This window comes from Pseudomonas sp. ADAK21, assembly GCF_012935735.1.
Classification (GTDB): Bacteria; Pseudomonadota; Gammaproteobacteria; order Pseudomonadales; family Pseudomonadaceae; genus Aquipseudomonas; species Aquipseudomonas proteolytica.
In genome coordinates, this window is record NZ_CP052857.1 from 761,210 (window position 1) to 783,756 (window position 22,547).

The following is a 22,547-nucleotide window of genomic DNA, read 5'->3' on the forward strand; positions in this document are numbered from 1 at the left end:
CTACATTTTTTCTCGTGCTCCTCCCATAACGTCGCACATCCGACTTCAAGAACGGATGTCGCGGTGTAACTCGCCGGGAGGGCATGATGGCCAACAACCAAGACAGACCGCAGGTCTGGCGCTCCTACGGGACCGGCACCGGTGGCTATCGCCGCCTGGAACCTATGAACGAGCGCGAACTGGCCGCCCGCGAGGCGCTCCAGCAACCCTACAACGCAATGCTCGCCCGCCAGCAGGCCTACGAAGCAAAGCTTCAGCCTACGTCAGAACCGACCCCGGCTCCTGTCGTCGGGTGCGTTTTCGCCAAGTCCTGCAACTTGCCGGACACCATCATCAGCTACAACAACCCGTCTGGTTACATTCCCCTGGAGCGCCTCGCAGACTATGGCGAACATGCGGTGCTGGGCGGCCGTGAAACAGATGCAACTGGCCGGCTCCCTCTCCAGAAGATAAGCGCAACTGTATTGCCTGCCGGGCTGGGCTCGTTGGCACTCGCAGGCTCGGCCATTAAGGGCACGGCCACTGCCACCGGGACCGTTGCAACAGGCTTCATGCTGGGCCTGGTCGCACTGCTATGGCCCTCAACGCTGGGCGACAGCGCGCTCTACAGCGATGAACAATTACGCAGCCTGCCCCGCGCCCGCACCCGCGTGCGCCTGAATATCGAACAACAGGACGACGGCAGCCTGAAAGGCTATGCCTTCTACACGGGGAAGAATCGTGATTGGGAAATGGTCGATGTCGTGCAGTTTCAACTACGGGGCACGCAACACGTAGTGGATTTGGGTGACGGCATTGAGCTGATCTGGACACCCGCTGTCGACCCTGCCGACACCCTTGGCATACCCGCACTGGAGGCTGCGCCAGCCACGCCTCACATATGGGTGTATCCGCCGACGGAAACAGCCGCGAGTATCATCGTCGACCCGATTTATCCGCCGGAGTATAAGGATTTCATTCTGGTGTTTCCGGCGGAGTCGGGGATCCGACCACTTTACGTCGTTCTAAACATTCGACCTGGTGACCACGCGTACCATCCAGCACCAGAGTTACTTCCGGCCTACCCTGATGCAAAAGTAGTTGCTCGTAAAACACCCGTTAAAGGAGGAGGAGCCCTTCGTAAAAGATGGAAAACTGCCAAAGGTCTGATTCTGGAGTGGGATTTGCAGCACGGCGCAATCGAAATGTATGACGCCCGTGGTAGGCACATAGGTGAGTTTGACCATATAACTGGCAACCCCACCTCCACGAAAAAATCAAAAAAGGAAAAAGAACGGAGAATAGAGCCATGAGATATCTGATTGAAGCCTTCGATAAGGTTACTGACCTGCAAGTGTTCGTAATCGAGCTACCTCATGGGTGCGAGGACAAGTTGAAAACCATAATGCAATGGTCCGAAGAGCAACATGGCTGGGAGGGCTACAACCTGACCCCCGCTCAACTGACGGCTATAGAAACCTTAGCCGGCAGAGTGATAAATGACTCTATTCATCACTTCCAACTTACTTGCAACGTTTAACGCGCCCGCCCGAAATTAAAAATCATATTAAGAAAATCCGTAGCCAAACTGAAAAAACCCCGACCAGTCACCCGGTCGGGGTTTTTCTTTTACTGTATGACGCTTAGCGGGTAACGCGGCTGGTCCCGTCTACGGTCATGATGCGCACGCGGTCGCCGATGCGGAAGATTTCGTTTTCCTGCACGGCCTGGACGTAGGCGCGCATGCTGCCGTCGTCTTCGCGCACGGTGATTTCAACGCCCTGGGTGCGGGTCAGGCCTTCTTCGGTGGCCGAGCCCAGCAGGCCGCCCGCCACGGCACCGATAACGGCGGTGACGATGCTGCCGCGACCGCCGCCGATAGCGCTACCACCAACACCACCGATGACTGCGCCTGCTGCGCCGCCGATTGGGGTCTTAGTGCCTTCGATCTTGACCGGACGCAGGGATTCAATGGTGCCCATGCGCACGCTCTGCACGCGACGGGCTTCGTCACGGGAATACGAGTCGCCGGTCAGACTGGAGGCGCAGCCACCCAGCAGCAACGACATGGTGGTAAAGCAGGCAACCAGCAGAACAGACTTACGCATAGCATCAACTCCAAAGGACATATCTTTATTAGACTCCGCTGCTTGACGCCTGTCACGGCACGGCCCGGAGAAAATTGCTTTCATTCAGCCCCAGTACAGACAGGCTGTACCGCAAAAATAGACAAACGGTAGCACCTGCACCCAGACAAGGAATTTCATGGACTACTTCATCATTGTAGCTACCACCGCAGCCGGCCTGTATTTCCATTGGTGGCTGTACCGGCGGATCAAGCGCTGGGTAGACCGCGACCTGGCGCTGTCACTGGCAGGAGACGATCAGCACAAGCGCAACTTTATGCTGCAACAGTTGGACCGCGCCAAGGCTGAGAAGGTCAAGCGTAAGGACTTGCCACAGTGGCTGCAGGACGCAGCACGGCAATATGAGGTCAAGTAGAGGCTGTAGGAGTCGGCTAGCCGGCTCCTACAAGTATGACGTTTTCAGGGTGCCAATCGCTCGCGTGTCCAGTCGGCACCCTGCAAACGATAGTTCAAGCGATCATGCAGGCGACTCGCCCTGCCCTGCCAGAACTCGATGCGCTCCGGCAGCAGGCGATACCCCCCCCAGTGCTCCGGGCAATCGGGCTGGGTCTCGCTGAAACGCTGTTCGGTCAGCGTGAGCAGGTCCTGCAACTGCTGGCGATCGCGGATCACCTGGCTTTGCGGGGAAGCCCAGGCGCCGATACGGCTGCCCAGTGGGCGCACTTGATAATAGGCGTCCGACTCCTCGGGCGTGACCTTGACCACCCGACCCTCGATACGCACCTGGCGCTCCAGGGTCGGCCAGAAGAAGGTCATGGCAGCAAACGGGCGGGCTGCCATTTGCTGGCCCTTGGCGCTCTGGTAGTTGGTGAAGAAGGTAAAGCCCTGGGCATCCAGCCCCTTGAGCAGCAGGACGCGGCAGTGAGGCCGGCCCTCCTGGTCGACGGTAGCCAGGGTCATGGCATTGGCCTCGACCGGCGGTTGCTCGGTCTTGACCGCGTCGTTGAACCACTGGTGGAACAAGGCAAACGGCTCGGCCGGGGCCTGGGCTTCGCTCAAACCGTCCCGTGTGTAGTCACGGCGCATATCAGCCAGTGCCTGGGTCATGCGGCTTTATCCTTCTTGCTCAACTGCTCAGTTTTTCGTCTGGTCGTTTGCAGCTACTTTTTTCGCTGGCGTTGCAGCCTTGGCAGCAGCTGGCTTTTTGGCTGCTGGCTTGGCGGCCGCTTTTTTCGCGGCTGGCTTGGCGGCGGCCTTCTTGGCAGGTGCTTTCTTGGCGGCAACCGCTTTCTTGGCGACCGGCGCTGGGGCAACCACGTCCTGTACTGCAACCATTTCAGGCTTCGGCGGGTTTGGCGAGTTGTACTTGCTCAGCAGTGCCAGCATGGTGGTGCGCTGGGTGAACATGATTTCCATGCGACGGTTCAGGGCACGGCCCTGGGTGCTGTCGTTGGCAGCGCGAGGCATCAGGTCACCCATGCCACGCAACATCAAGCGGTCCTGCTTCAAGCCACTGAGGCTGAAGATCGACGCGATAGACTGGGCACGCTCCTTGGTCAGGGGCTGGTTCTGCACGGTGTCGATATGACCAAGCACCAGCACGGCGGTCTTTGGATCGCTTTCAACGGCCTTGGCCACACGGGTGAACGGACCCAAGGTCACTGGCAGCAACATCGCCGGGCGTTTCGGGTTGTAGGAGCCATCGACCGGGGCTATCACCACCAGAACGTTATCGCGACGCTCCAGTTGCAGGTTGCTGTCCTTGATCGCGGCGCGCAGGCGCGGCTCGTAGTCGTCCAACCAGGCCTGGGTGATTTTCGGGTCTGGCATCGGGATGTTGGTCACATCGACTTTGCTTAGGGGTTTTGGCTTGCTTTCAAACGGCCACCACCATTTGGTGTCGGTTTCAGTCTTGGCGACTACCGGGGCCGCAGATGGAGCCGGCGTTGCCGCCTGCAGGTCGGCCTTAAGATCGGCCTTGGCGTCAGCCGCCTTGGCATCGGCTTTGGCAGTAACGTCCTTGGTCGCCGACTTGTCGAACCCGAATGACCACCAATGCTCGCCAGACGCATCATTTTGTGGAGTTTGTGCACAGCCAGTAATAGTTAGGCAGAGCGCCAGTGCCAAGGACTTGTTCGATAACATGAGATATCCACAAAATGAGAAAACACAGGGGTCTGGATGACCCGTTAAACAGACGCTTCACGAAGTTTAAAGTAACAATACTTTTCAAGCGCCTTTTGTAGGTGCCTTTTTAACAAAAAAACGCCGGACGGCAAGCTATTTACAGACAACCGGCCAATATTCTTACCAACTTTTGCGCGCGTGGGTCCATAAGTACATACGGACCTAGAGTATTGGTCACGAAACCAAATGCTACATCATGTTCCGGGTCAGCAAAGCCCACGGAACCACCCGCCCCAGGATGCCCAAATGCACGCGGGCCAAGGCCGAACGTGGCATTGGGCACATCCGGCTGGTCCAACATGCAACCCAGGCCAAAGCGGGTTTGCGTCAATAAGGTTTTATCCGGCCCGATACTGTGCTCGCGGGTCAGCTGTTCAAGCATATCGGCTTCCAACAAACTTCCGTCCAACAAACCACTATAAAACCCGGCCAAACTGCGCGCATTGCCATGCCCATTTGCCGCAGGCTGCTGCATACGACGCCACTCGGGTTTGTTAGTGCTGGTTAGTATAGAAGGCGGATTGGTAAACGCCCGGGTGCTCATTGCCTCGGGCTCACGCAGGGTGACCTGCAATAGCCGCTGGGCCGCCTCATCCCCCATATTGCCTTTGCCCCTGGCAATGTGCGCGACACGATAAAACTCTTCGTCCGCCAGCCCTACGTGAAAGTCCAAGCCCAACGGGCGGGCAACCCGGGCCACGATCGACTCCCCCGGCCCACGCCCATCGGCGCGGCGCAGCAGTTCCCCGACCAGCCACCCATAGGTGATGGCGGCGTAGCCATGGCCTTCCCCGGGGGTCCACCAGGGAGCCTCGGCGGCCAGGGCCGCCGTCATCAACGGCCAGTCATACAGGGCTTCGGCGGGCAACGTCTCACGCAACGCTGGCAACCCGGCCTTATGGCACAGCAGTTGGCGCAAGGTGATGCTTTCCTTGTCGGCCGCCGCGAATTCAGGCCAGTAGTTGGCCACGGGGACGTCCAGTTGCAATTTGCCTTCGGCAACCAGTTGCAAGGCCGTGACAGCGGTAAAGGTCTTGGTGCAGGAGAACAGGTTGGCGATGGTGTCGCTGTGCCAGGCCTCGGCACCGTCCTTGTCGGCGGTACCGGCCCACAGATCGACGACGGTTTCGCCGCCAATCTGCACACACAGCGCAGCGCCGCGCTCCTGAGGGTCGTCAAACAATGCGGCGAAGGCTTCACGCACTGCTTCGAATTGAAGTTCGTAATGACCCTGAATCTGCACCTGAATCCCCCCGGAAAAGACCTACGTTAAGTGGCGCCCATTGTTCCAGTCATTACTGGGTTTGGGAACCCGTTGCAGCCTGGGCTTTTTCGGCTTCCTGGGCCAACTGCTGGATCGCCGCCAGGTTGCTTTTACGCACACTGTCGACAAAGCCCTGGAACGGCACATCGGTGATCCCCACCAGACCGAAGTGACCGTTTTCACCGTCCAGCAAACGCCCGGTCACTGGCTGGTCGAGGTACTGGAACCAGTGCACGCCGACAATCGACGGCTCGGCCATGGCCTGCTTTAGGAAGGTCGCATAAGCCGGGCCGCGCGCCTCCTCCCGGGCCAATTGCGTGAGCCCACCCCAGAACGGGCCACGGTCGGCCGAGCCGAAGTTGAACTCGCTGATCAGCACCGGCTTGTCCAGTGCGCGCAGCGCCGCAAAGTCGTAACCGTCCTGGGGCTTGAGGGTGTACATGTTGAAGCTCAACACATCGCAATACTGGGCGCAGGACGCCACCGCCTCCGGGGTGCTGACCGCATAGCGGCCACCCAGCAGCAACTGGTTGGGCGCATGCCATTTAAGCGCATCGGAGATGGTCTTGAAGTAGGCGTCGGCGAAGGTCTTCTGGAAGTATTGGAAATCAGCCTCGATTTCCGGATGCTCGGCGTTGGGAACCGGCGGCTCGAAGCCTGGATCTTCCATCAACTCCCAGCCAGCCAACTGGATACCCCAGGCTTTGGAAAGGCCATCTTCGTTACGGTACTTGTCGCGCAGTTGCTTGAGGAACGCGCGCTTGGCCGGCACATCCGTAGTCATGCGCAGAGTGCCGTAGGCCAGGGCGTAGCGGGATTTCGCATCATCGCCGGGACCGGCCCATGCCAGTTCGTTATCGGCAAAGAAGCCAATCAACCAGAGGTCGTCGCGATGGTCGCGGGTGGCGATCGCCACGGCCCGCTCAGTGGCCATGGCAAAGCGCGGGTCGAACGGATCGGGCATGCCACCCCACCAGTCGATACCGGTGCTGATACTGGTGTAGTCGCCAATGATCGACAGAGGCAAGGTGTAAGGCACGCGACGAGCGTCACCCAAGTGCGGGGTGCTCCAGTTGCCGATCGTGTTGAAACCCCAGGCTTGCAGGCGGTCCAGGGTGTGGCCGGTCCAGCGGGCCTGGTCAAAACCTGGGACCGTGCAGGGCTGCGCCTCGGCCGCCGGGTCACACGCCTGGCCGTAGGTGCGTTGCAGGTTGGCACCGTAGAAGTTGTACCAGCGCCCCACATTGAAACCGCGCCCTGCATCGGCGCCATTGCCGCCACGGTTGTCACCGCTGCCGTAATACTTGTCGAAGGGCTCGCCCGCCTTGGGCAGTGCGCCAAACATCCACTCGCGTCCCGCAACATAAGTCTGGCTATTGTCCGGGCTCACGGTGTTGACGCCCAGGGAGTAGAACGGATGCCCCAGCGGTGTCACCAGGTACCAGCGCCCGTCGCGCTTTTCGGTGCGGAAGAAGCCGCTGGCTTCAAAGGCCGGGCCCTTGGTGCTGCCGCCAAACTTGTCCAGGGCGCTCTTGTCACGCTCTGCGAGCCAGCCCTTGAGTTGTTGCTGCTCCTTGGCGGCAGCGGCTTTCAACTGCTCGTCGCTGCTGACTTTTTCTGGCCAGCGCGCGCGGTTGGACTGCCCATAGGCATCCACCAGCTCACTGTAGGCGGCCTTGAGCACCGGTTCACTGTCCTGCACGCCAAAGCGCTCCAGCAGGATACTTTGCGGCGCTGCCGGCTTGATCATCGACAGAGTGACCGAGACCACCTGGCTGCGATCGATTTCGCCAGCACTGCCAGCGAGCATGACGCGCTGACCGTCCACAGTGATGGGCATCGGCGGCCCGGCCTTCATGCCCTGGCTCAAGGGCGAGTTGGCCAGCAGGGGCACCAGCAGGGTTTGCGCAGGCCCCGCCGGTAAATCGATACGGCTGACCAGGGTCTTGCCGTCGCTGCTCTGTACCTTGACGTACAACGTCAGTGCCCAATCCATCGCACTCTGGATGCGCAGGCTCATGGCACTCGATTGCGACCAGTCCCACACGCCGCTCTGCGGGCTGAGCACCAGGCTTGGCTCCGCCGCCGGGTTGAAGGTGATGCGGCGCAGCACTTCGCCTTCCGGGGTCTGTTCAGCGTTGTATTGCGGCAGGCTGGCGTCCTGGGTCGCCACCTTGACCACATCGGCCGGCCGGACAAAGTTGAACAGCGTCTGTTGCCCAGCCGGTGCGGCCAGCAATGGCGTGGCGAACAGCAGGGCAAAAAGAGCGGGCAGCGTGCGAATCATACGAACAAGGTTCTCCCAATCGGCCGGTGAATGGCCTGATGACATAAACGAGATAGACCACGAAGTGGGCGAATTCGCCCACTGTGGCTTAAGAAATTTCGCGCCGGAAAGGCGGCAAGGCATTCAGGATAGCCTTGCCATAGCGTTGGGTGACCAATCGGCGGTCGAGCAAGGTGATGGTGCCACGGTCCTCTTCAGTACGCAGCAAGCGGCCACAGGCCTGGACCAGCTTCAACGAGGCATCCGGCACGGAGATCTCCATGAACGGGTTACCGCCCCGGGCTTCGATCCATTCGGCCAGCGCGGCCTCGACCGGATCGTCAGGCACCGAGAACGGGATCTTGGCGATCACCACGTGTTCGCAGTAAGCCCCGGGCAAGTCGACACCTTCGGCAAAGCTCGCCAGGCCGAACAGCACACTGGAATCCCCACCATCGACCCGCGCCTTGTGCTTGTTCAGGGTTTCCTGTTTCGACAGGTTGCCCTGGATGAATACCTGTTTGCGCCAGTCGCGGTCGAGGCCGTCGAACACGTCTTGCATCTGTTTGCGTGACGAGAACAGCACCAGCGTGCCTTTGGAACCTTCCACCAGCGATGGCAGGTCACGAATGATTGCTGCGGTGTGGGCCGGCGCATCCCGTGGGTCGGCCTTGAGGTCCGGCACCCGCAGCACACCGGCGTCGGCGTGGTGGAACGGGCTGGGCACCACCGCGGTAACCGCCTTTTTCGGCAGGCCGGCACGCATGCGAAAGCGCTCGAAGGTACCGAGGGCGGTCAGGGTGGCCGAGGTCACAAGGGCGCCGTAGGCTACGTTCCACAGGTTGCGCCGCAGCATCTCCGCCGCGAGGATCGGGCTGGCGTTGACTTCGATATCGAACAACGCGCCGCTTTCCGACAGCGTCAGCCAGCGAGCCATGGGCGGATTGTCTTCCGGGTCTTCGACGGTAAAGGCGGTCCACAATTCCCAGTTGCCCTGGGCACGGGACAGCAGGCTGCCAAACAGCGGGTACCACTCTTCGGCCTGGTTGCTGGCAATGCCGATATTGACCTCGCCGTCCATGCCTTCCTTGAGCAAGTCGGTGAGGCGGGTGAACAGATCAGTCAGGCGTGAGAAGCCCTTCTTCAACTCCACGCCCATCTCGCGCATGTGCTCGGGGATCAGCCCGCCGACAAAGCGATGGCGGGGCCGTTCGCGGCCTTCGACGTCTTCGCCGGGCTTGAAGTCCGCCACCTGCTCGCAAGCGCTGAACATGAACTGTTGCTGGGTCTTGATCTCCCGCGCCAGCTCCGGCACCTGCTCGATCAGCTTGCCCAGGTCGCCGGGCAGCGGATGCTGGGCCAGCAGCTTGGTGAGGTTCTTGGCGGTGGTTTCCAGCCAGTCGGCAGTGGACCGCAGGCGCGTGTAGTGGGCGAAGTGGCCGATGGCCTTGTCCGGCAAGTGGTGGCCTTCGTCGAACACGTACAGCGTGTCCCGCGGGTCAGGCAGCACCGCCCCGCCCCCCAGGGCCAGGTCGGCGAGGACCATGTCGTGGTTGGTGACAATCACGTCAACCTTGCCCATGCCTTCGCGGGCCTTGTAGAAGGCGCACTGGCCGAAATTGGGGCAGTGACGGTTGGTGCACTGGCTATGATCGGTGGTCAGGCGCGCCCAGTCGGCGTCTTCCAGGGCATTGGGCCAGCTGTCGCGGTCACCATCCCACTTATTGCCGGCCAGCTTCTCGATCATGCTGGTAAACAGCTTCTGGCTGGCCTCATCGACTTCGATCTTGAAGCCTTCTTCTTCGAACAGCGAGGCCGTGGCGGTTTGCGCGTGGCCTTCCTGGAGCAGCACGTCCAGTTTGGACAGGCACATATAGCGGCCACGGCCCTTGGCCAGGGCAAAGGTGAAGCTCAGGCCGCTGTTGCGCATCAGGTCGGGCAGGTCTTTGTAGACGATCTGCTCCTGCAGGGCCACGGTGGCAGTGGCAATCACCAGGCGCTTGCCGGCGGCCTTGGCAGTAGGAATCGCCGCCAGGCTGTAGGCTACGGTCTTGCCGGTACCGGTGCCGGCCTCGACGGCCACGACCGCGGGGTCGCCACTGCGCCGGCCTTCGTCGTCGGTGTCGATATCCCCGAGGACCTTGGCTACTTCGGCGATCATCAGGCGCTGGCCGTAACGCGGTTTCAAGCTCTTGGCTTCGAGAAAACGCGAGTAGGCGCCCTGGATCGTGGTTTTGAGTTCAGTGCTGATCATGGATAGTCGGGCGCAAAAAACGCTGGATAAATTTTCAGTGGTTCGGATCGGCCGCTATCATACCCCGCTAATTAATCCCGCGCAGAACGGAGTACCTCAATGACCGTCTTTAGCCTTGCCTACACCCTGCATGTATTGGCCGCCCTGGTATGGGTCGGTGGTATGTTTTTCGCCTGGATGATCCTGCGCCCGGCCGCTGTGGCGGCGCTTGAAGGGCCGGCGCGGCTGAAACTGTGGACGAATGTGTTTCCGCGTTTTTTCGTGTGGGTCTGGGTGGCGGTGCTGATCTTGCCGATCAGTGGCGTCGGCCTATTGCAACTGCGCTTCAACGGGTTTGAAACCGCACCGCGTTATGTGCAGGTGATGATGGGGCTGTATGTAGTGATGACGGCGCTGTTTATCCGCATCCAGGCGTTGCAACTGCCTGAACTGCGCACGGCTGTGGCGGCCGAGGACTGGGCGACGGGCGCGCAGGTGCTGGGAAAAATCCGAAAGTTGGTAGGGATCAATCTGATTGTGGGATTGGTGGTGGTGGCGGTTGCCTCGGCTCGGCCGATGTTCTGAGGGTGCTCTTCAGGGCCTCATCGCGGGCAAGCCCGCTCCCACATTTGAATCGGTTCGCAAATCAAGTGTGGGGCTTGCCCGCGATGGGGTCAGTGCCTATAGCTCAAAGCCGCTGGATGGTCACCGTGCCGGCAGGTCCGGAAGGCCCTGCCTGCCCTTCCAACCCCGGCCGGCCTTTCTCGCCGCCATCGGCGCGGTACACCAGGCACCCCTTGGACTGCCCGCCCTTGCCCGGTTTGCCGGCAACACCTGGCAAGCCGCCAGCACCGCCGTCGACCCAGACCTTTATCTGCTCGCTCGGATAATCCTGTGGCAATTCGATGCGCACTGCCGCACCCGCAGCGCCTGGCAGCCCGTCGCCGCCGTTGTCGCCATTGGCGCCACGCCCGGCCGAACCCCAGGTGCACCCTGGGTCTTCGCCATTGGCGCCATCCAGGCCGCTATAACCTTGGGCGCCGGTGCCACCCCGGGCATCGACAGACAATAGCTGCGCATTCAATGCATTGATCCGCAACGTCAGGTCACGCCCCGGCTTGGCCGGCTTTTCATGGGTACCGGGCGCCCCCCGGGAGGTGATCTGGCTGCCATGCTCCAACTGCGCATGCCGTACCTGCAATTGCAGGGCCGAGGCGCTGGGCACGATGGCGATCCGCGCGTCGCGGCCCAGGTGCAGTTCGTCGACGGTGACCTGGGTGATATTCGCCGGAATCAACAAAGTGCCATAGTCGGCCACTTCCAGGCGTTCCAACTGCAGCACGCTGGTGCTGTTGGGCAAGCGCAACAACGAGTTGGTCTCGACGCTGACGCTTTCGGCCAAGGCAATGGGGCTGACCAGCAGGGCCAGGAGAAAAACGTTACGCATGATTGCCATCCTTGTTGTCTTGATCAGCCGTAGGTGCAGGCAGGCTCTTTATATGGAACATCCCCAGCAACAGGATCAGCAGGCGGTCACGCCAAGGGTGGGCACGATGTTTGACGCTGGCGTTGAATAACACCAACTCCAGAAGATGGGTCAGCAACAACAGGATACCGACCAGGTTGACCAGCAGATGAAATGGATTGGTCAGCGGTTTGAACAGATTGACCAGCACAACGACCCAGAACAGCAACGCCAGCAACTTCCCCAATCGCAACAACAGCTTCATGCCCTACGCCCCCTTGCACATTATTCTTTGGGCGCACAGTAACGAGTTCTACAGGCGATTTGCCAGTGAAGGATAAAAAAACTTGAGATAGCTGCGATTTGGCGACCAGATCGCCGAGGATTGTCTGAAGCTTCCGTCAGAAATGCCCCTGGAGTCACCCAGGGGCAGGCGTGCAGCGCGCTAGCGGTTGATCTGGATTTCCACGCGGCGGTTCAGGGCGCGGCCGTCGGCGGTTTTGTTGTCCGCCACCGGGTGGGTTTCACCAGCACCTGTCACCGACACAAAGTTGCTGCGGGGCACGCCGGAGCTGACCAGGTAGTCGGTCACCGAATGGGCGCGTTTTTCCGAGAGCTTCTGGTTGTACGCATCTTTACCGACGCTGTCGGTATGCCCGCTGACCCGCAGTTGGGCACTCGGCGCCTCCTGTTTCAGGCGTGCGGCGACGGTGTCGAGCTTGGTTTTATCGGCCGCCGTCAGCCGGGCCGAGTCGAACTCAAAGTGCACGTCACGAATCACGATGGTCTCTTCCTTGACCACCACCACTTCTTCGACGACTACCGCCTCGGGTACTGGCGGGCAGCCATTGGCATCGACCTGCACGCCTTTGGGGGTGCCCGGGCATTGGTCGCGGCTGTCGGGCACACCGTCGCCGTCCTCATCACCGTCGCCATGGACCCAGCAATAGGCGCCGGCCATGCCGCCGATCAACAACGCACCACCGCCGGCCCATGACGAACTTTCGGTGGCGCCCAGCGCGGCACCGGTTACGCCGCCGAGGGCTGCACAGGTGGGCCAATCGGTTTTTTGCAAGCCTGCGCAACCTGTCAATACTCCGGTTAGCAGAACCAAGGGTAGAGCTGTCCGCATGATGCTCATTTGATTTCTCCTGAGGGGATCGGCCGCAAGCCGATGGGTGGAGTAAAGACCGCTCTTTTCATCCGCGCCAGCGCGCCACACCCCCGTATTCATTGGCCCACGCTGCTTTTTCCAGCCGACAGGCCGCCGCCCGCTCTAGGCCCGCGCGCTCAAGCAGGCTAGTCTTCACGGTTCTGATGTGAGGATCTTCGATGACCGCCGGTAATTCTTCCCGTACGCCGCAGCAATCACTCGCTGCCCTGCTTGATCGCCAAGCCCCCAAACGCCTGCTGGTATTGGGTGCCGGCCACTTCCCGGCGCTGGATGCGTTCAAGCAGGCCCACCCGGACACCGTGGTCTGCGTCGCAGGGCCGGGGCCATTGCCTGCCGACCTGGCCGCCCAGCGATTTGACCTGGCCCTGGTGGTCGACTGCCTGGAGCACCTGTCAAAACGTGCAGGGTTGGAGCTACTGGGCGGCGTGCGCAACCTCAATGCCAGCCGTATAGCCGTCCTCGCCGACCTGGCGGCCTGCGGCTGGAAAGACACTGATTTTTTCTCCCTGGCCCTGCAGACCAGCGAGCACTTTTGCCGCGACAATCAGGTACTGACGCTGTTTACCTACGATCTGCTTGAATACAAACAGGTACCGGACTGGCTGAACGCCCGGTTCTGGGCCAACCCGGAAAATTTTGGAAAGTACTGGTGGTAACCATGAGCACCTCCATTTGCCCTTGCGGCAGCGGCAACCTGCTGGATGCCTGCTGCGGCCATTATCACTCTGGCCACCCCGCACCCTGCGCCACGGCGTTGATGCGCTCACGCTACAGCGCCTATGTGCTGGGGTTGGTGGATTACCTGGTGGCGACTACGCTACCGGCACAACGCAGCGGCCTGGATCGTGAGGCTATCGGGGCCTGGAGCGCGCAAAGCACCTGGCTGGGCCTGGAGGTCGAAAGTTCCGAGGTGTTTGGTGGGCAGCCGGAACATGCCTTCGTCACCTTTACCGCGCGCTGGCATGACAGCACCGGCGAACATAGCCACCGGGAACAGTCGTCTTTCGTACAGAACGATGGGCACTGGTACTTTATTGACCCTACCGTGGAGGTGAAGGCGGGACGCAATGATGCCTGCCTGTGCGGCAGCGGGCAGAAGTTCAAGAAGTGCTGTTCCAGCTACCTGTAAGAATCCGCTTCTTTGTAGGAGCAAGCTTGCTCGCGAAGAAGGCAAGCGCACCGCATTTACCCAGACTGCCCTCGTCATCGTTGACGACCATCGCCGGCAAGCCGGCTCCTACAAAGGAATGCGTCATGGTCAGCCGATTACGAAGCTATAGCTATTTGTTGATGCTGGCCGTTGGGCTCTCGGGATGCACGTCCTGGTTCGCCGATGACACGCCGCCACCGCAGATCCACCTGGTCAAGGTGGAGTTGGTGCGCGCCAAGTTGCTGGAACAGAAATTCAAGCTGCACTTTCGTGTGGATAACCGCGGCGACTCGGACCTGACCGTGCGCGGCCTGATCTACAAGATCAGCCTGGCCGATGTGGAACTGACCGAAGGCGAGTCCAACGAATGGCTGACAATTGCGCCCCATGGCCGGGGATTTTTCAAAGTCACGGTGCGCACCAACCTGTGGCCGCAGGTGCGGGAAATCGCCGACCTGTTGAAAAACCCGGACCGGCCCATCCCCTATCGCCTGGAAGGTGAACTGAAAACCGGATTATTCATCGGTAACGACGTGCACGTGATGCGCAATGACGAGATAATCCCCGGCGATTTTATTCCGGAGCGACACCAATGACTCAGCAACCCCATGTCCATGGTCCTGACTGCAACCACGATCACGATCATCACGATCACGACCATGGTCATGTCCACGGCCCGAACTGCGGCCATGCCCACCAGGAACCCGTGCGCAATGCCCTGAAGGATGTGGGCCGCAACGACCCATGCCCATGCGGCAGCGCCAAGAAGTTCAAGAAGTGCCACGGCGCCTGATACGCCTTATGTAGGCGCAGGCTTGTCGGTCTTTACCAGCAAGCCGGCTCCTACGGTTCTATCGATAGACCCAAATATTTCATTGAATTTTCCCTAGTCGACCATTACCTATACCTACAGGCACATCATCGGGCGCCCTGCCCGTTCAAGCATCACCAATCCTGGAGAGCTTCATGATCGACCTGTATTACTGGACCACCCCCAACGGTCACAAGATTTCGTTGTTCCTGGAAGAAGCCGGCCTGCCCTACGAGGTGCACCCGATCAACATTGGCCAGGGCGACCAGTTCAAGCCAGACTTCCTGAAGATCGCGCCCAACAACCGCATTCCGGCGATTGTCGATCAGCAGCCGAGCGACGGTGGCGCACCGATTTCCCTGTTTGAATCCGGCGCCATCCTGCTGTACCTCGCGGAAAAAACCGGTCAGTTCCTGCCCAAGGACCTGCGCGCTCGCCAGGAAGTACTGCAATGGTTGTTCTGGCAAATGGGCGGCCTGGGCCCGATGGCCGGGCAGAATCACCACTTCAGCCAGTTCGCCCCGGAAAAGATCCCCTACGCCATCAAACGCTACGTCGATGAAACCGCGCGCCTCTATGGCGTGCTGGACCGGCGCCTGGCCGATCGCAGCTTCGTCGCCGGCGAGGCCTACAGCATTGCCGATATGGCGATCTACCCATGGATCGTTTCCCACAAATGGCAGAGCCAGCGCCTGGAAGATTTCCCCCACCTGCATCGCTGGTTCAACCTGATCAAGGAACGCCCGGCGACGGTGCGGGCCTATGACTTGGTACAGAAGGTCAACCCGCCGAAATCCTGATCGTGCCCTGTAGGAACTGGCTAGCCGGCGAAGATCGTCAACGAAAACGCCGGGGCCTGGATAAGCGTGGCGCCTGGTAGTTTTTCGCCGGCAACCCGGCTCCTACAAGGGTTTGTGAGTGTTTGAAAAAATTAGCATCGCCTCCCGCTTGCGTCGGTTCGCCGCGCTCACTAACGTAGCGCCTTTACTGACGCTACCCCCGCAGGAGCTTTGCCATGGCCTCGCCAGCCCTCTCACGTTTTCTTCCCCGGTTCGGCGTTGCCGCGGCAGTGGCCAGTGCCTTGGGCCTGGCCGGTTGCCAGTCACTGAACAGCCAGGACACTCTGCCTCCCGTTTCCGGCGTACAGCCGCTCAAGGGCCTGGCGCAAAATGTCTCCGTGCGGCGCAACAGCCAGGGTATGCCGCTGATCGAAAGCAACACCTTCCACGACGCACTGTTCACCCTCGGTTATGTGCACGCCAGCGATCGGATCAACCAGATGGTCACCCTGCGTCTGCTGGCCCAGGGCCGCCTGGCAGAAATGTCCGGGCCGGATGTGCTGGATGTCGACCGTTTCATGCGCGCGGTAAACCTCAAGAAAAGCGCCAGCGAGCTATACAACGCCTCGTCACCGCGCCTCAAGCGCTTCTTCGAAGTGTATGCCCGCGGGGTCAATGCCTACCTGTTCCGCTACCGCGACAAGCTGCCGGCAGACCTGGCCCAGAGCGGCTACAAGCCCGAATACTGGAAGCCAGAGGATTCGGCGCTGCTGTTCTGCCTGCTCAATTTCAGTGAGTCGGCCAACCTGCAGGAAGAGTTGTCCGCCCTGGTGCTGGCGCAAAAAGTCGGCGCCGACAAACTCGCCTGGCTGACCCCAAGCTACCCGGACGAACCTCTGCCTGCGGCGGAAGCCGACAAGCTCAAGGGCGTCAACCTCGGGCAGATTCCCGGCCTTGCCACGCTCACCAGCATCAACGAGCGCCTGGGCAGCCTCAACACCCTTGGGGTTTCCACCGCCAGCAACTGGGCCATCGCCCCGCAACGCAGCCGCAGTGGCCGCAGCCTGCTGGCGAACGACCTGTCGACGCCGATGCAGGCACCGTCCCTGTGGACGTTCGTACAAATCCGCGCACCGAAATACCAGGCGGCCGGGGTGTCGATTGCCGGGGTACCTACGCTGCTATCCGGCTTCAATGGCAAGGTGGCCTGGAGCATGAGCCAGGTCTCCGGCGATACCCAGGACCTGTTCCTAGAAAAGGTCAGACGCCAGGGCAGCGCGCTGTACTACGAGCACAATGGCAAATGGGTGCCGGCCATCGTGCGTAACGAAACCTTCTTCGCCAAGGGCCAGCGGCCGATTCGCGAAACGGTGTACGAAACCCGCCACGGGCCGCTGCTCAACAGCGCCCAGTCGCTGACCAGCGGCTACGGCCTGGCCCTGCAAACCGCCGACTTCAAGGGTGACAAGAGCCTGGATGCATTTTTCGACCTGTCCCGGGCGCAGAACGTGGAAAAAGCCTCGGACGCCAGCCGTGAGATTCGTGCCATCCCCCTGAACATGGTGTTTGCCGACGCCAGCAATATTGGCTGGCAGGTCACCGGGCGCTTCCCCAACCGCCGCGAAGGCGAAGGCCTGCTGCCGTCGCCAGGCTGGGACGGGCGCTTTGACTGGGATGGCTACGCCGACGCGATGCTGCACCCCTATGACCAGGACCCGCCACAAGGTTGGGTCGGCACCGCCAACCAACGCACCGTGCCCCACGGCTATGGCATGCAACTGTCCAACTCCTGGGCCGCACCCGAACGCAGCGAACGCCTGGCGCAACTGGCCGGCAACGGCAAACACGACAGCCGTAGCGTGATTGCCATGCAGTACGACCAGACCACGCTGTTCGCTGCCAAGCTCAAAGGCATGTTCCAGGCACCGGGTATGGCTCTGCCACTGAAACAGGCGATCGATGCCCTGCCTGCCGCCGATCGGGCCAAGGCCCAGGAGGCCCTGAGCCGACTGATGGCGTTCGACGGGCGCCTGGCAGCCACGTCGAGCGATGCTGCGATCTACCAACTGTTCCTGCAGGAAAGCGCCAAGCAGATTTTCCTCGATGAACTGGGCCCGGAAACCAGCGCCACCTGGAAAGCGTTTGTCAGCAACGCCAACCTGTCCTACGCCGCCCAGGCCGACCATCTGTTGGGACGTGAAGACAGCCCATTCTGGGACGACCTGCGCACGGCGCAAAAAGAAGACAAACCGGCGATCCTCGCCCGCAGCCTGGTCGCAGCAATCACCGCCGGCGACAGCTTGTTGGGTGTAGATCACAAGGCCTGGCAATGGGGCAAACTGCACAGCTACACCTGGAAAACCAGCAGTGGACAAACCTTGCGTGGCCCGTTGGCGGCAGGTGGTGATCACACTACGTTGAACGCTGCGCCCTACAACTGGGGGCAGGATTTCGCCACCACCCAAGTCCAGGCCATGCGCATGATTGTGGATTTCGGCCAGGTAGAACCCATGATGGGCCAGGGCGGTATCGGCCAATCCGGCAACCCTGCCAGCCCGTACTATGCCAATGGCATCGATCCGTGGCTCAAGGCGCAGTACTTGAGCTTCCCGATGCAACCACAGAACTTTGACAAGGCGTACGGCAAGACCCGATTGACCCTGGTCCCTGGGAAATAACCCGATGCAGGAGCTGGCATGCCAGCTCCTGCCATTGATGATCAGGCTGCACTGCAATGGTGCTGAAGCTATGTAGCGCCCGATATCGGGCGCTGACCACGTTGCCCTTCGCGTAATCCCTCCTATTAAAAAGACCGTTCGGAACTATGGTGCAGAAATTGCTACTTGCGATTTGCCTGACCCCGTTCAGTAACAGTCCTAATCGCGCCACAAGCGCTTATCGTGGTTTCCAGGGATTACATAATGAAAAAAGCATTGCTGACCCTTTCTGCACTCGCTCTGTGCATGGCCGCCGGTACCGCCCTGGCCAAGGAATACAAAGAATTGCGTTTTGGTGTGGACCCTTCCTACGCGCCGTTTGAATCCAAGGCGGCCGACGGTAGCCTGGTGGGCTTCGATATCGACCTGGGCAACGCCATTTGTGCGGAGCTGAAGGTCAAGTGCAAGTGGGTAGAAAGCGACTTTGACGGCATGATCCCGGGCCTCAAAGCCAAGAAGTTCGACGGCGTGATTTCGTCGATGACCGTGACCCCGGCCCGCGAGAAGGTTATCGACTTCTCCAGCGAGCTGTTTTCCGGCCCCACTTCCTACGTGTTCAAGAAAGGCGCCGGCCTGAGCGAAGATATTGCGTCGCTCAAAGGCAAGACCGTGGGTTATGAGCAAGGCACCATCCAGGAAGCCTATGCCAAGGCCGTGCTGGACAAAGCCGGGGTAAAAACCCAGGCCTACCAGAACCAGGACCAGGTGTATGCCGACCTGACCTCGGGCCGCCTTGATGCATCGATCCAGGACATGCTGCAAGCCGAGCTGGGCTTTTTGAAGTCGCCGCAAGGCGCGGACTACGAAGTCAGCAAGCCGGTAGACAGCGAAATGCTGCCCTCCAAGACCGCCGTGGGCATCGCAAAAGGTAACAAAGAGCTGAAAGCCCTCTTGGATAAAGGTATCAAAGCGTTACACGATGATGGCACCTACGCCACCATCCAGAAAAAACACTTTGGCGATCTGAACCTGTACAGCGGCAAGTAATGCTGCGGCGCCCACTCCGCCAAGGGGTGGGCGCACTATCGATGGCCAAGGGCATACCCCATGTTTGAAGACCTGCTGCAGACCCTCGGGCTTGGCGCGTTCAGCCTGCAAGGGTTTGGCCCGCTATTGCTGCAAGGCACCTGGATGACCATCAAGTTGTCGGTGCTGTCCCTGGCCGTCAGCGTCGTGCTGGGCCTGCTCGGGGCCAGCGCCAAGTTGTCGAGCGTGGCGCTGTTGCGCATCCCCGCCCAGCTCTACACCACCCTGATTCGCGGCGTGCCGGATCTGGTGCTGATGCTGCTGATTTTCTACAGCCTGCAAACCTGGCTGACCAGTTTCACCGACTACATGGAATGGGAATACATCGAGATCAACCCATTCGGCGCCGGGGTGATTACCCTGGGTTTTATCTACGGTGCGTATTTCACCGAGACGTTCCGCGGTGCGATCCTCGCCGTGCCCCGCGGCCAGTTGGAGGCCGCCACGGCTTATGGCCTCACACGCCGGCAGCGCTTTCGCTACGTGACCTTCCCGCAAATGATGCGCTTTGCCCTACCGGGTATCGGCAATAACTGGATGGTGATGCTCAAGGCCACGGCACTGGTGTCGATCATCGGCCTGGCCGACGTGGTCAAGGCCGCCCAGGACGCGGGCAAAAGTACCTATCAGTTGTTCTTTTTCCTGGTGGTCGCGGCCTTGATCTACCTGGCCATCACCAGCGCATCAAACTTCGTCCTGCGCAGGCTGGAAACCCGTTACGCGGCAGGCGTTCGGGAGGCGGTGCGATGATCGAACTCTTGCAGGAATACTGGCGCCCCTTCCTCTACAGTGACGGCAACCACATAACGGGCCTGGCCATGACGATGTGGCTGCTCACGGCTTCACTCTGCATCGGTTTCGTGGTGTCGATCCCGTTATCCATCGCCCGCGTCTCGCCCAACCGCTGGGTGCGCTGGCCGGTGCAGTTTTATACCTACCTGTTTCGCGGCACGCCGCTCTACATCCAGTTGCTGATTTGCTACACCGGCATCTACAGCCTGGCTGCCATTCGTGCCCAGCCGGTGCTGGATGCGTTTTTTCGCGACGCAATGAACTGCACCCTGCTTGCGTTTGCCCTCAACACCTGCGCCTACACCACGGAAATCTTCGCCGGGGCCATCCGCAGCATGGCCCACGGTGAGGTCGAGGCCGCGAAAGCTTATGGCCTGAGCGGCTGGAAACTGTATGCCTACGTGATCATGCCCTCGGCCCTGCGTCGTTCATTGCCGTACTACAGTAATGAAGTGATCCTGATGCTGCACTCGACGACGGTGGCCTTTACCGCGACGATCCCGGACATCCTCAAAGTGGCCCGGGACGCCAACTCGGCCACCTTCCTCACGTTCCAATCGTTTGGTATCGCTGCGCTGATCTACCTGACCGTGACGTTTGCCCTGGTCGGTCTGTTTCGTCTGGCGGAGCGTCGCTGGCTGGCCTTTCTCGGGCCTGGTCATTAAGGAGCCCCTATGCGGCAACAGATTCATCCCATCCTCGCACCGGTGCCCGGCACCGCACGGCAGATCCACAGCTTCCACTTCGGGCCAGAGCAGGCCGAAGGAAAAATCTATATCCAGGCCTCGCTGCACGCCGACGAGTTGCCCGGCATGCTGGTGGCCTGGCACTTGAAGGCGCGCCTGGCGGAACTGGCCACTGCCGGCCGCCTGCGTAGCGAAATCGTGCTGGTGCCCGTCGCCAACCCGGTAGGCCTGGAACAGGTATTGATGGATATTCCCCTGGGCCGCTACGAGTTGGAGAGCGGGCAGAACTTCAATCGTCTGTTTATTGACCTCAGTGAAGAGGTTGGCAATCAGGTCGAAGGCCTGCTGGGGGATGATCCACGGCTTAACGTCGCACTGATCCGCGAGAGCCTGCGCCAGGCTCTCGACCGCCATATACCCACCACGCAACTGCAATCCCAGCGCCTTGTGCTGCAACGCCTGGCCTGTGATGCCGATATGGTGCTGGACCTGCATTGCGACTTCGAAGCCGTCGCCCATCTGTACACCACACCCGAGGCCTGGCCCCAGGTCGAGCCGTTGGCCCGCTACATCGGCGCTGAAGCCAGCCTGTTGGCCACCGATTCCGGCGGGCAGTCCTTCGATGAGTGTTTCACCCTGCTCTGGTGGCAGTTGCAGCAACGGTTTGGCCAACGCTTCGCGATTCCCCTGGGCAGCTTTTCGGTGACCCTGGAGTTGCGCGGCCAGGGTGATGTCAATCACGGCCTGGCCAGCCTCGACTGTCAGGCGATCATCGACTACCTGATGCACTTTGGCGCCATTAGCGGCGAACCTGCGCCCCTACCCGGGTTGCCCTACCCCGCCACGCCGCTTGCCGCCGTCGAGCCGGTGACCACCCCTGTAGGCGGCCTGCTGGTGTTTCACGCGCTGCCAGGGGAATACCTCGAGGCCGGGCAGTTGGTCGCCGAAGTCATCGACCCCATTCACGACCGCGTCAGCCCCATTCATTGCCGGTACGCCGGCCTGCTGTATGCCCGGTCGCTGCGGCGCATGGCCACGGCCGGCATGGTGATTGCCCATGTCGCCGGACATACGCCCTATCGCAGTGGCTATTTACTATCGCCTTGAGGATGCACGCCCCATGTACAAATTGACCGTTGAAGGCCTGCATAAACGCTATGGCGACCATGAAGTGCTCAAAGGGGTTTCGCTAAAGGCCAAAAGCGGTGATGTGATCAGCCTGATCGGCGCCAGCGGTTCGGGGAAAAGCACCTTCCTGCGTTGCATCAATTTCCTTGAACAACCCAATGACGGCGCCATGAGCCTTGATGGCCAGCCGATCCGCATGGTCGGCGACCGCCATGGTATGCGCGTGGCCGACGAGGCCGAGTTACAGCGCCTGCGTACCCGCCTGGCGATGGTGTTCCAGCACTTCAACCTATGGAGCCATATGAGCGTGCTGGAGAACATCACCATGGCCCCCCGCAGGGTCTTGGGGTGTGGCAAAAAGGACGCCGAGGACCGCGCCAGGCGTTATCTGGACAAGGTTGGGCTCCCGGCACGGGTAGCGGACCAGTTCCCGGCGTTCCTGTCGGGTGGCCAGCAGCAGCGGGTAGCTATCGCGCGCGCACTGGCGATGGAGCCGGAGGTGATGCTGTTCGACGAGCCAACGTCGGCCCTCGACCCGGAACTGGTCGGCGAAGTATTGAAGGTGATCCAGGGTTTGGCTGAAGAGGGGCGGACCATGATCATGGTGACCCATGAGATGAGCTTTGCGCGCAAGGTCTCGAGCCAGGTGTTGTTTTTGCACCAGGGCCTGGTGGAAGAAGAAGGCACCCCGCAAGAGGTGCTGGATCACCCGAAAAGCGCGCGATTGCAGCAGTTTTTGAGTGGCAACCTGAAATAAACAGCGCACAACGCTGAGGCCTGGCGAAAAGGTTGTTCAGACTCTG

The 22,547-nt window shown here is 60.6% G+C and carries 24 protein-coding genes; 15 read left to right on the forward strand and 9 right to left on the reverse strand.

Annotated elements, in window-relative coordinates; genetic code table 11:
* The first annotated feature begins 86 nt into the window (after positions 1-86).
* Positions 87-1,292, forward strand: coding sequence for an S-type pyocin domain-containing protein (locus HKK57_RS03550; RefSeq protein ID WP_070995763.1), 1,206 nt, complete (start codon positions 87-89; stop codon positions 1,290-1,292).
* Positions 1,289-1,519, forward strand: coding sequence for a DUF7683 domain-containing protein (locus HKK57_RS27250; RefSeq protein ID WP_070995762.1), 231 nt, complete (start codon positions 1,289-1,291; stop codon positions 1,517-1,519). Before HKK57_RS03550 ends, HKK57_RS27250 begins: the two co-directional genes overlap by 4 nt.
* Positions 1,520-1,622: 103 nt before the next feature.
* On the opposite strand, the gene HKK57_RS03555 is transcribed toward HKK57_RS27250, so the two are convergent.
* Complete coding sequence (locus HKK57_RS03555; RefSeq protein WP_029297142.1) at positions 1,623-2,087, reverse strand: glycine zipper 2TM domain-containing protein; 465 nt, start codon at positions 2,085-2,087, stop codon at positions 1,623-1,625.
* Between the two features lie 157 nt (positions 2,088-2,244).
* Here HKK57_RS03555 and HKK57_RS03560 point away from each other — a divergent pair, with 157 nt between their 5' ends.
* On the forward strand, positions 2,245-2,481 hold the full coding sequence (locus HKK57_RS03560) for a hypothetical protein (RefSeq protein ID WP_070995761.1): 237 nt from the start codon (positions 2,245-2,247) through the stop codon (positions 2,479-2,481).
* Between the two features lie 44 nt (positions 2,482-2,525).
* Here the strand turns inward: HKK57_RS03560 and pdxH are convergent, their stop codons facing one another.
* From pdxH to dinG, 5 genes are all read right to left on the reverse strand, one after another.
* Positions 2,526-3,173, reverse strand: coding sequence for a pyridoxamine 5'-phosphate oxidase (pdxH, locus tag HKK57_RS03565; RefSeq protein WP_029297146.1), 648 nt, complete (start codon positions 3,171-3,173; stop codon positions 2,526-2,528).
* 27 nt (positions 3,174-3,200) lie between these two features.
* On the reverse strand, positions 3,201-4,211 hold the full coding sequence (locus HKK57_RS03570) for an OmpA family protein (protein WP_169389791.1): 1,011 nt from the start codon (positions 4,209-4,211) through the stop codon (positions 3,201-3,203).
* Between the two features lie 139 nt (positions 4,212-4,350).
* The gene (locus HKK57_RS03575; RefSeq protein ID WP_154906458.1) at positions 4,351-5,496 is read right to left on the reverse strand and encodes a serine hydrolase domain-containing protein; all 1,146 of its coding nucleotides are present in this window, start codon (positions 5,494-5,496) and stop codon (positions 4,351-4,353) included.
* Between the two features lie 52 nt (positions 5,497-5,548).
* A complete protein-coding gene (locus HKK57_RS03580; protein WP_169389792.1) occupies positions 5,549-7,804 on the reverse strand; it encodes a beta-galactosidase in 2,256 nt (751 codons plus the stop codon).
* 88 nt (positions 7,805-7,892) lie between these two features.
* On the reverse strand, positions 7,893-10,037 hold the full coding sequence (dinG, locus tag HKK57_RS03585) for an ATP-dependent DNA helicase DinG (RefSeq protein WP_029297151.1): 2,145 nt from the start codon (positions 10,035-10,037) through the stop codon (positions 7,893-7,895).
* 99 nt (positions 10,038-10,136) lie between these two features.
* On the opposite strand from dinG, the gene HKK57_RS03590 reads away from it, so the two are divergent.
* Complete coding sequence (locus HKK57_RS03590; protein WP_070995758.1) at positions 10,137-10,601, forward strand: CopD family protein; 465 nt, start codon at positions 10,137-10,139, stop codon at positions 10,599-10,601.
* Positions 10,602-10,704: 103 nt separating this feature from the next.
* Here the strand turns inward: HKK57_RS03590 and HKK57_RS03595 are convergent, their stop codons facing one another.
* The 3 genes from HKK57_RS03595 to HKK57_RS03605 all read right to left on the reverse strand — a co-directional run bounded on the left by HKK57_RS03595 (position 10,705) and on the right by HKK57_RS03605 (position 12,622).
* Positions 10,705-11,463 (reverse strand): hypothetical protein, encoded by a 759-nt coding sequence (locus tag HKK57_RS03595; protein WP_029297155.1) that lies wholly within the window; start codon positions 11,461-11,463, stop codon positions 10,705-10,707.
* On the reverse strand, positions 11,456-11,746 hold the full coding sequence (locus HKK57_RS03600) for a DUF1145 domain-containing protein (RefSeq protein WP_029297157.1): 291 nt from the start codon (positions 11,744-11,746) through the stop codon (positions 11,456-11,458). The genes HKK57_RS03595 and HKK57_RS03600 overlap by 8 nt, the downstream gene beginning before the upstream one ends.
* Positions 11,747-11,926: 180 nt before the next feature.
* Positions 11,927-12,622: an OmpA family protein gene (locus HKK57_RS03605; protein ID WP_029297159.1), complete on the reverse strand. Its 696-nt coding sequence runs from the start codon at positions 12,620-12,622 to the stop codon at positions 11,927-11,929.
* Positions 12,623-12,813: 191 nt separating this feature from the next.
* Here HKK57_RS03605 and HKK57_RS03610 point away from each other — a divergent pair, with 191 nt between their 5' ends.
* The 11 genes from HKK57_RS03610 (at position 12,814) to HKK57_RS03660 (ending at position 22,501) form a co-directional block, all read left to right on the forward strand.
* Complete coding sequence (locus HKK57_RS03610; RefSeq protein ID WP_029297160.1) at positions 12,814-13,311, forward strand: DUF6231 family protein; 498 nt, start codon at positions 12,814-12,816, stop codon at positions 13,309-13,311.
* A 2-nt stretch (positions 13,312-13,313) separates the two neighbouring features.
* On the forward strand, positions 13,314-13,784 hold the full coding sequence (locus HKK57_RS03615) for a YchJ family protein (protein ID WP_070995755.1): 471 nt from the start codon (positions 13,314-13,316) through the stop codon (positions 13,782-13,784).
* A 125-nt stretch (positions 13,785-13,909) separates the two neighbouring features.
* Positions 13,910-14,401, forward strand: a complete 492-nt coding sequence (locus HKK57_RS03620; RefSeq protein WP_029297162.1) for an LEA type 2 family protein — start codon at positions 13,910-13,912, stop codon at positions 14,399-14,401.
* Entirely contained in the window at positions 14,398-14,598 is a 201-nt protein-coding gene (locus tag HKK57_RS03625) for an SEC-C metal-binding domain-containing protein (protein WP_026136698.1), read from the forward strand. The genes HKK57_RS03620 and HKK57_RS03625 overlap by 4 nt, the downstream gene beginning before the upstream one ends.
* A 173-nt stretch (positions 14,599-14,771) precedes the next feature.
* Complete coding sequence (locus HKK57_RS03630) at positions 14,772-15,416, forward strand: glutathione S-transferase N-terminal domain-containing protein (protein ID WP_070995754.1); 645 nt, start codon at positions 14,772-14,774, stop codon at positions 15,414-15,416.
* Between the two features lie 215 nt (positions 15,417-15,631).
* Positions 15,632-18,073: a penicillin acylase family protein gene (locus tag HKK57_RS03635; protein WP_169389793.1), complete on the forward strand. Its 2,442-nt coding sequence runs from the start codon at positions 15,632-15,634 to the stop codon at positions 18,071-18,073.
* A gap of 243 nt (positions 18,074-18,316) precedes the next feature.
* Positions 18,317-19,099: a transporter substrate-binding domain-containing protein gene (locus tag HKK57_RS03640; protein WP_029297169.1), complete on the forward strand. Its 783-nt coding sequence runs from the start codon at positions 18,317-18,319 to the stop codon at positions 19,097-19,099.
* 60 nt (positions 19,100-19,159) lie between these two features.
* Positions 19,160-19,888, forward strand: coding sequence for an ABC transporter permease (locus HKK57_RS03645; RefSeq protein WP_070995751.1), 729 nt, complete (start codon positions 19,160-19,162; stop codon positions 19,886-19,888).
* The gene (locus HKK57_RS03650; RefSeq protein ID WP_029297172.1) at positions 19,885-20,595 is read left to right on the forward strand and encodes an ABC transporter permease; all 711 of its coding nucleotides are present in this window, start codon (positions 19,885-19,887) and stop codon (positions 20,593-20,595) included. Before HKK57_RS03645 ends, HKK57_RS03650 begins: the two co-directional genes overlap by 4 nt.
* Before the next feature lie 9 nt (positions 20,596-20,604).
* Complete coding sequence (locus HKK57_RS03655; protein WP_133714114.1) at positions 20,605-21,723, forward strand: succinylglutamate desuccinylase/aspartoacylase family protein; 1,119 nt, start codon at positions 20,605-20,607, stop codon at positions 21,721-21,723.
* A gap of 13 nt (positions 21,724-21,736) precedes the next feature.
* The gene (locus HKK57_RS03660) at positions 21,737-22,501 is read left to right on the forward strand and encodes an ABC transporter ATP-binding protein (RefSeq protein ID WP_169389794.1); all 765 of its coding nucleotides are present in this window, start codon (positions 21,737-21,739) and stop codon (positions 22,499-22,501) included.
* Positions 22,502-22,547: the final 46 nt, after the last annotated feature.

What these genes read in the sequence shown, in the direction of transcription:
- pdxH (WP_029297146.1), bottom strand. Translation starts at nt 3,173, where the DNA reads ATGACCCAGGCACTGGCTGATATGCGCCGTGACTACACACGGGACGGT.
- HKK57_RS03595 (WP_029297155.1), bottom strand. Translation starts at nt 11,463, where the DNA reads ATGCGTAACGTTTTTCTCCTGGCCCTGCTGGTCAGCCCCATTGCCTTG.
- HKK57_RS03635 (WP_169389793.1), top strand. Translation starts at nt 15,632, where the DNA reads ATGGCCTCGCCAGCCCTCTCACGTTTTCTTCCCCGGTTCGGCGTTGCC.
- HKK57_RS03555 (WP_029297142.1), bottom strand. Translation starts at nt 2,087, where the DNA reads ATGCGTAAGTCTGTTCTGCTGGTTGCCTGCTTTACCACCATGTCGTTG.
- HKK57_RS03615 (WP_070995755.1), top strand. Translation starts at nt 13,314, where the DNA reads ATGAGCACCTCCATTTGCCCTTGCGGCAGCGGCAACCTGCTGGATGCC.
- HKK57_RS03625 (WP_026136698.1), top strand. Translation starts at nt 14,398, where the DNA reads ATGACTCAGCAACCCCATGTCCATGGTCCTGACTGCAACCACGATCAC.
- HKK57_RS03620 (WP_029297162.1), top strand. Translation starts at nt 13,910, where the DNA reads ATGGTCAGCCGATTACGAAGCTATAGCTATTTGTTGATGCTGGCCGTT.
- HKK57_RS03605 (WP_029297159.1), bottom strand. Translation starts at nt 12,622, where the DNA reads ATGAGCATCATGCGGACAGCTCTACCCTTGGTTCTGCTAACCGGAGTA.
- HKK57_RS03655 (WP_133714114.1), top strand. Translation starts at nt 20,605, where the DNA reads ATGCGGCAACAGATTCATCCCATCCTCGCACCGGTGCCCGGCACCGCA.
- HKK57_RS03590 (WP_070995758.1), top strand. Translation starts at nt 10,137, where the DNA reads ATGACCGTCTTTAGCCTTGCCTACACCCTGCATGTATTGGCCGCCCTG.
- HKK57_RS03600 (WP_029297157.1), bottom strand. Translation starts at nt 11,746, where the DNA reads ATGAAGCTGTTGTTGCGATTGGGGAAGTTGCTGGCGTTGCTGTTCTGG.
- HKK57_RS03570 (WP_169389791.1), bottom strand. Translation starts at nt 4,211, where the DNA reads ATGTTATCGAACAAGTCCTTGGCACTGGCGCTCTGCCTAACTATTACT.
- HKK57_RS03560 (WP_070995761.1), top strand. Translation starts at nt 2,245, where the DNA reads ATGGACTACTTCATCATTGTAGCTACCACCGCAGCCGGCCTGTATTTC.
- HKK57_RS03640 (WP_029297169.1), top strand. Translation starts at nt 18,317, where the DNA reads ATGAAAAAAGCATTGCTGACCCTTTCTGCACTCGCTCTGTGCATGGCC.
- HKK57_RS03550 (WP_070995763.1), top strand. Translation starts at nt 87, where the DNA reads ATGGCCAACAACCAAGACAGACCGCAGGTCTGGCGCTCCTACGGGACC.
- dinG (WP_029297151.1), bottom strand. Translation starts at nt 10,037, where the DNA reads ATGATCAGCACTGAACTCAAAACCACGATCCAGGGCGCCTACTCGCGT.
- HKK57_RS03650 (WP_029297172.1), top strand. Translation starts at nt 19,885, where the DNA reads ATGATCGAACTCTTGCAGGAATACTGGCGCCCCTTCCTCTACAGTGAC.
- HKK57_RS03630 (WP_070995754.1), top strand. Translation starts at nt 14,772, where the DNA reads ATGATCGACCTGTATTACTGGACCACCCCCAACGGTCACAAGATTTCG.
- HKK57_RS03660 (WP_169389794.1), top strand. Translation starts at nt 21,737, where the DNA reads ATGTACAAATTGACCGTTGAAGGCCTGCATAAACGCTATGGCGACCAT.
- HKK57_RS03580 (WP_169389792.1), bottom strand. Translation starts at nt 7,804, where the DNA reads ATGATTCGCACGCTGCCCGCTCTTTTTGCCCTGCTGTTCGCCACGCCA.
- HKK57_RS03610 (WP_029297160.1), top strand. Translation starts at nt 12,814, where the DNA reads ATGACCGCCGGTAATTCTTCCCGTACGCCGCAGCAATCACTCGCTGCC.
- HKK57_RS03645 (WP_070995751.1), top strand. Translation starts at nt 19,160, where the DNA reads ATGTTTGAAGACCTGCTGCAGACCCTCGGGCTTGGCGCGTTCAGCCTG.
- HKK57_RS27250 (WP_070995762.1), top strand. Translation starts at nt 1,289, where the DNA reads ATGAGATATCTGATTGAAGCCTTCGATAAGGTTACTGACCTGCAAGTG.